The 5,919-nt window shown below is 70.3% G+C and carries 4 protein-coding genes; 3 read left to right on the forward strand and 1 reads right to left on the reverse strand.

Annotation, left to right across the window (positions count from 1 at the left end):
* On the reverse strand, positions 1–1,073 hold a 1,073-nt coding region (locus VF697_RS36075; RefSeq protein WP_331102285.1), incomplete at its 3' end, for an RNA methyltransferase.
* A 71-nt stretch (positions 1,074–1,144) separates the two neighbouring features.
* Here VF697_RS36075 and VF697_RS36080 point away from each other — a divergent pair.
* The 3 genes from VF697_RS36080 to VF697_RS36090 form a co-directional block, all read left to right on the forward strand.
* Positions 1,145–2,029 carry an oxidoreductase gene (locus tag VF697_RS36080; protein ID WP_331102287.1) on the forward strand — a complete coding sequence of 295 codons (885 nt, stop codon included), beginning with the start codon at positions 1,145–1,147 and terminating at the stop codon, positions 2,027–2,029.
* Positions 2,030–3,453: 1,424 nt separating this feature from the next.
* Positions 3,454–4,323 (forward strand): DUF2381 family protein, encoded by an 870-nt coding sequence (locus VF697_RS36085; RefSeq protein WP_331102289.1) that lies wholly within the window; start codon positions 3,454–3,456, stop codon positions 4,321–4,323.
* A gap of 8 nt (positions 4,324–4,331) precedes the next feature.
* A partial coding sequence (locus tag VF697_RS36090) for a serine/threonine protein kinase (protein WP_331102291.1) occupies positions 4,332–5,919 on the forward strand: 1,588 nt, incomplete at its 3' end.

The raw sequence follows: 5,919 nt of genomic DNA on the forward strand, positions 1-5,919 counted from the left end.
AACCCCAGCGCGCGAACCAGCCCCGCGTCGTCCGGGACGAGCACCGCCGCGCGCCAGCCCGCGAAGGCCCGCCGGAACGTGGCGCCCAGCGCGCGGTAGAGCCCCGGCAGGTCCTCCGCCTCCCCCACCCGCTTGCCGTAGGGCGGGTTGGCCACCACCAGCCCGGGCCCGAGCCCCGCCGGGAGCGCCAGCGTGCGCACGTCCTGGCGCTCCAGCGTGAGCGTCACCCCCGCCCGCCGCGCGTTGCGCCTCGCCGTGCCCAGCGAGCCCGCGTTGATGTCGTGGCCCCGGAGCACCGCGCGTGGCGCCGGCAGGGCCTCCGCCTCCACCCGGGCCTTGCGCGCCGCCCAAGCCGCCGCGTCGAAGCCCGGGAAGCGCTCGAAGGCGAAGGCGCGCGACAGACCCGGCGCCCGCCGCTGGGACATCCACGCGCCCTCGATGAGGAACGTGCCCGAGCCACACATCGGGTCCACCAGCGGCGCCACCCCGTCATACCCGGCCAGCACCAGGATGCCCGCGGCGAGCGTCTCGCGCAGCGGCGCCCGGCTCACCTCCTGCCGGTAGCCGCGCCGGTGCAGCGGCTCGCCACTGGTGTCCGCGCTCACCGTGCACGTGTCGCCCTCCAGCCGCACCAGCAGGGTGAGGCCCTCGAAGGACTCCTCGTCCAGCGGCCCCGCGCGCTCCACCGAGGGCAGGCCCCAGGCCCGCGCGGCGGCGGCCAGCACCGCGTCCTGCCCCTTGAGGCGCGCGCCGTGCAGGGCCACCGAGAGCCTCGGCGCCGACTTCCCGTCCCACACCCTCCCCAGCGCCAGCCCCGCCAGGCCCTTCGTCAGCGCCCCGGCGTCCGGCGCGGCGAAGCGCCCCAGCCGCAGCAGCACCCGGCTCGCCGTGCGCAGGCGCAGGTTGGCCTCCTGGTGCAGCCCCGGCTCGCCAGTGAGCTCCACCCCGCCCTCCACCCGCCGGGGCGAGAGGCCCAACGCCTCGGCCTCGGCCTCCACGGCCGGCTCCAGTCCCGGCAGCGCCGAGACGAACACCTGCTCCCTCTGTTGGACGTTCGTCACCTGAAGCGGCATTGTCCGCGCCCGACGCCCGGCCGCAATGCTTTCCTCGAAAGAACGTCCACCGGGCTGGTACGGAGGAGGCCATGAGCGCAACCGTGACGACCGCCCGGAACCGCCCCAAGGAGTACGAGGTGACGGTGGCCGACGTGCGCCTGGAGACGCACGACACCGCCACCCTCTACCTGGACTTCGGCCCCGAGCGCCCCGAGTACCGCGCCGGCCAGTTCATCAACATCGACCCGCACCAGTTCCCCGCGCTCGGCCGGCTCTCCGCCTACCTCCAGGAGCACAAGGCCCGTAAGGAGCCCGCGCGCTCCTACTCCATGGCCTCCGCGCCCCACGAGCCCCTGGTGTCCATCACCGTGAAGGACGAGGACTACATCCCCGGCTTCACGAAGTACCCGCCCCTGCTCTCGCCCTACCTCGTCCACGGCCGGCTCACCGGCGCGCGCATCAAGGTGCTCGGCTTCATGGGGCCCTATGTCCTCCCGGACGACGTGGAGGAGCGCACGGACCATCTCGTCCACGTCGTCGCTGGCTCGGGCGCGGTGCCCAACTTCGCCATCGTCAAGGACGCCCTGCACCGCGGCCTCAAGCCGCGCCACACCGTCCTCTGCTCCAACAAGACGTGGGGCGACATCCTCTACCGGGAGGCCTTCGAGGCGCTCGAGCGCGCCCACCCGGACAAGCTGCGCGTGGTGCACACCCTCACCCGCGAGACGGACGAGTCCCGCTTCAGCCCCAGCGTGCGCAAGGGCCGCATCAGCGAGGCCCTGCTGGCGGAGCTCATCCCTGACAGGCAGACGTGCCTCGTCTATGTGTGCGGCCCGGCCATCACCCCGTGGGACCGGCGCAAGGCGCTGGAGACACGCACGCCGGCCACGCCGCGCTTCATGGAGACGGTGCTCGGCCACCTGCATGACCTCGGGCTCGAGGACAAGCGCATCAAGCGCGAGTCGTACGGGTAGCCGAGGAGCGCCAGCCCACCGCACCCCTGCCGGTGTCTCCCACCCGCGGAACCATCTCGTCCCCCCCGAGCCGAGCGCCGCGCGACCTCCCGGCAGGGGCCGGTGGCTTCGGCCAGCATGGGGTCACCCCCCTGAAAAGGGCTGTACCACTTTAGTGGTATGGACTCCTCGGCCTTTCAGCCCGGAATGCAGTACCAGGGGTCTTCGGGGTAGTGCCGCCCGCATGTCAGCCCCGGCCCGCAGGACCCGGGAACGTGCGGCTCGCAGGGCTTGCGACACTCGTAATCGAGGCAGAAAGACCCAGCGGGACAGGAGAAATCGTTGTCACAGAGGCGCCTGCATTCCGTCCGCAGTTCCCAGGGACGCTGTGGAGGCTCGAGCACCCGGCAGACATGTTTCTCGGGACAAGGAGTCTTCCGGCAGTCTTCCCCCTGAACCCGGGCACAGACAGAGACGCCCTTTCCGCGTGGAAGACACTCCAGCCCTTCGGGACAGGGACGGCCCTGGCATGTGGGCAGGCACGACGGAGGACCCGAGCGACTTTCCGAGCAGAAGAAACCAGAGGGGCAACTGGACGGGTCATCCATCCAGCAGGGTGGGCCGCATCGTCCCTGACAGAGCAGACCTCGCTCACAGCCATCATGCTGGACGGCGGGAAGGATCCGACACCGCTCTCCTTGCTTTCTCTCACCCACCAGCGAGCAGGTACGGACGATGGCCTTCCCACTGGTGGTCTTGAGCGGCACACATGAAAAGCCCTCATCACATTGCGCGTCGGTTTCGCATGTACTGTCCACGCACATGTGAAGCGGCGAGAAGCTCTTGATGAGACAACCCAACGGCGGTTCGCAGTCCGCCTCTGTACGGCAGTCCCGTCGGTACGTCAGAAGGGATTGCCGCACGTCGGGGGAGAGCATCGGAATGAGCTTTTCGCTCTGCCGCCCCTGCGTGTTCATCCAAGGTATGGCAATGGTCATCAGCCATACGAGTGGAAGCAGGAGAAGCGCACTGGCCAAAGCAACCAGCAATATACGCCGCAGCATGGGTCGTCCCACCAAGGCTCAATCCCCTACCAATCCTCATCGATCTCATCCGCAAGAGGACATTCTGGAGGACAGCTCCCGGAATGGTCGACTTCGTCCGCACACTTCCGCAGCCACTCTTCGGAGGTCATGCGGCAGGACCTATGCTCCAATGCATCCTGGATGATGTTCTTGTGGAGGGTCTTCTGGACGTAACCCTCCTTGCCCCAGGTATGCGGGCATGCCGTCGCTCCAGTGAGGAGGAGCGCCAGCATCAGGAACTGTCTCGGCATGGAACCTCCAGCGTCAAAGGCGCCAGTATAGCAAGCACGGGTAACCCCACGGGACTGGTCAGCTCCACGCCTTGACCTGCTAGGTTCGGTGGCCGGAGGAACTTCCCGAGTGAGCCTGGCCCTTCCGCGCCGTGCCCTGTGTCTGCTGCCCCTGATGGGTGCCGCCTCGGCGGCGGCCCAGCCGCGTCTTGTCGCCGGCCCCGAGCTGAAGGCGCGCCAACTGGTGCTCCCCGACAGCACCACCGTCCCCCCGCCGGTGGTGCGCGTTGCCCCCGGTTACGACACCGTGCTGGAGTTCGATGCGTCGATCGACCCGGACTCGGTCTCGGTGGAAGGCCAGGAGGAGCGCTTCGCCCTGCTGGAGCCCACGACCCGGCTGGTGGTGCTGCGGCCAGCACTCCCGCTCCCCGAGGACAGGCCCCTGCTGCTGAAGGTGGGCTTCGCCGATGGCCTGTCGCCCACCCACGCCACGCTCGCGCTCGTCCCGGCCACCTCGGAGGTGGATGTCCAGGCGCGGGTGTTTCGCCGGCCGCGCTCGGTGCAGGCACTGGAGGCGCAACTGGAGGCGGTGCTCGCCCGGTGCGAGGCGGGCAACTTCGTCAAGCTGGCGCTCTCCGGAGAGCTGCGCGGCGGCGTGACCTGGGAGTCGCTGGAGCTCGCGCAGACATCCAGTGGAGTGACTGTCGTCGAACAGGAAGTCTATCGCTCGCGCGCCCACGCCGTGGTGACCCTGAAGCTCAAGCTCTCCCCGGGAGCCCTCCCCTGGACCCCCGGCGAGGCCTGGCTGCGGGATGCGGCGGGCCGTGTGGTCCGGCGACTGCCCATCTGGATGGATGGAGCGCGGCTCCAACCGGGCGAGGCTCACTCCCTCGCCGTGGAACTGGAACGGCCCTCGAAGGAAACGGACCAGCGCTGGAGTCTGGAGCTCCGCGAAAAGGACGGTGAGCGCGGCGTGTCTCTCCACCCCTTCAACCCGTGAGGTGACCCATGCATGAATCGACCTCCTTCTTCCGGCCCGAGGCCCTGCCCCCAGGAACGCAGGTGGGCCACTGGCGCCTGGTGGAGAAGTTGGGCGTGGGCGGCTATGGTGCCGTCTACCGGGTGGAGGACATGCAGCACCCCGGAGCCCCGCTCTTGCTCGCCCTCAAGCTGGCGCTGCGCCCCGGGGACGCCCGCGCCGAGCGCGAAGCGGTGCTGTTGATGGAGAAGGCCGTCCACCCCCATGTGGTGCGCTTCCACGGCTGCGGGCGCTGGCCCCATCCGACCGAGGGCCACACCTACCATGTGATGGAGCTGGTGCCCGGCCAATCCCTGGACGTGTGGGCCGAGACGCTCAACCCCTCCTTCCTCCGGTTCGCCGAGACGGGAGCGAAGCTGGCCCGGGCGCTGGGAGAGCTGCACGGCCGGGGCGTGTTCCACCGGGACGTGAAGCCCGAGAACATCCTCGTCCGCGAGACGGACGGGGAGCCGGTGCTGGTGGACTTCGGTGTGGGGGATTACGTGGGCGCGGCTCCGCTCACGTCCACCCCCCTGCCCCCGGGCACCACCTACCTGCGCACCCCCGAGGCCATGCGCTTCTGGCTGGAGCAGGGCCAGCACTCCGATGAACGGTACGAGGTGGGCGCCGCGGATGACCTGTACGCGCTGGGGGCGAGCCTGTACCGGGCCGTGACGGGGCACTACCCCTTCCCTCCCGAGCTCCAGCCGGACCTCCTGGGCATCCGGATCGTCACGCGGCGGGCCCATGCGCCAAGGGACTTCAATCGGCGGATCCCCAGGGCGTTGAGCGACGTGCTGGCGCGCATGCTGGCGAAGGAGCCGGAGAAGCGCTACCGCGATGGCACCGAGGTACACGACGCGCTGATGGCGGCGGCGGCCTTCGGTGGGCGCGCGCAGTGGGAGGCGGGCCTCTTCGAGTGGGAAGAGGTACCGGAGGCCCGGGAGGGAAAGCCCCCCCGACGGCGCATCCGCCGGCCCGCCCCACCCACCCGCCCGGTGACGCCCGCGGCGCCCAGGGTGAGGCTCCTCCCGGTGAGGCCCTCCCCGGAGCGCCTGGAACGCGCGCCCCGGGCCGAAGCACAAGTGCCCTCCCGGGATGGGCACCAGGACCGAGGCGTGGCGCTGCCGCGTGGGCCCCGGGCCATGGCGCTCGGGCTCGGCCTCGTGCTCGTGCTGCCCGGCATCTGGCTGCTGGCGGAGCGCGCCTCCAGTCCCCAGACGGCGCTGAAACCGGCGCCACCCTCCCTCCCGTCCGGGGGTGGCGAAGTGGCGCGAGCACCGGAACTCCCCGATGCTGGGTCGGCCTCGACTCCACTACCTTTGGAGTCAACCCCACGAACCACGAAAGGCACGCCCTTGAAGAAGCCCCAGCACACACCCCGTGACCCATCCCCCCAGCAGGAGTCCGGCTCCCTGGGCAAGGCCCTCGGCACCGCCGCCGCCTGCGTGGGCCTGGCCTGTGCCAGTGCCCAGGTGCGCCCCGCCAACACGGACTGCCCCGCCGAGTCGCTCGCCGTGATGAAGCAGCTCGGTCTGTACCTGAAGGACGGCCCCACCGTCCTCACCGACATCCACC

This window comes from Archangium sp., assembly GCF_036388035.1.
Classification (GTDB): Bacteria; Myxococcota; Myxococcia; order Myxococcales; family Myxococcaceae; genus Archangium.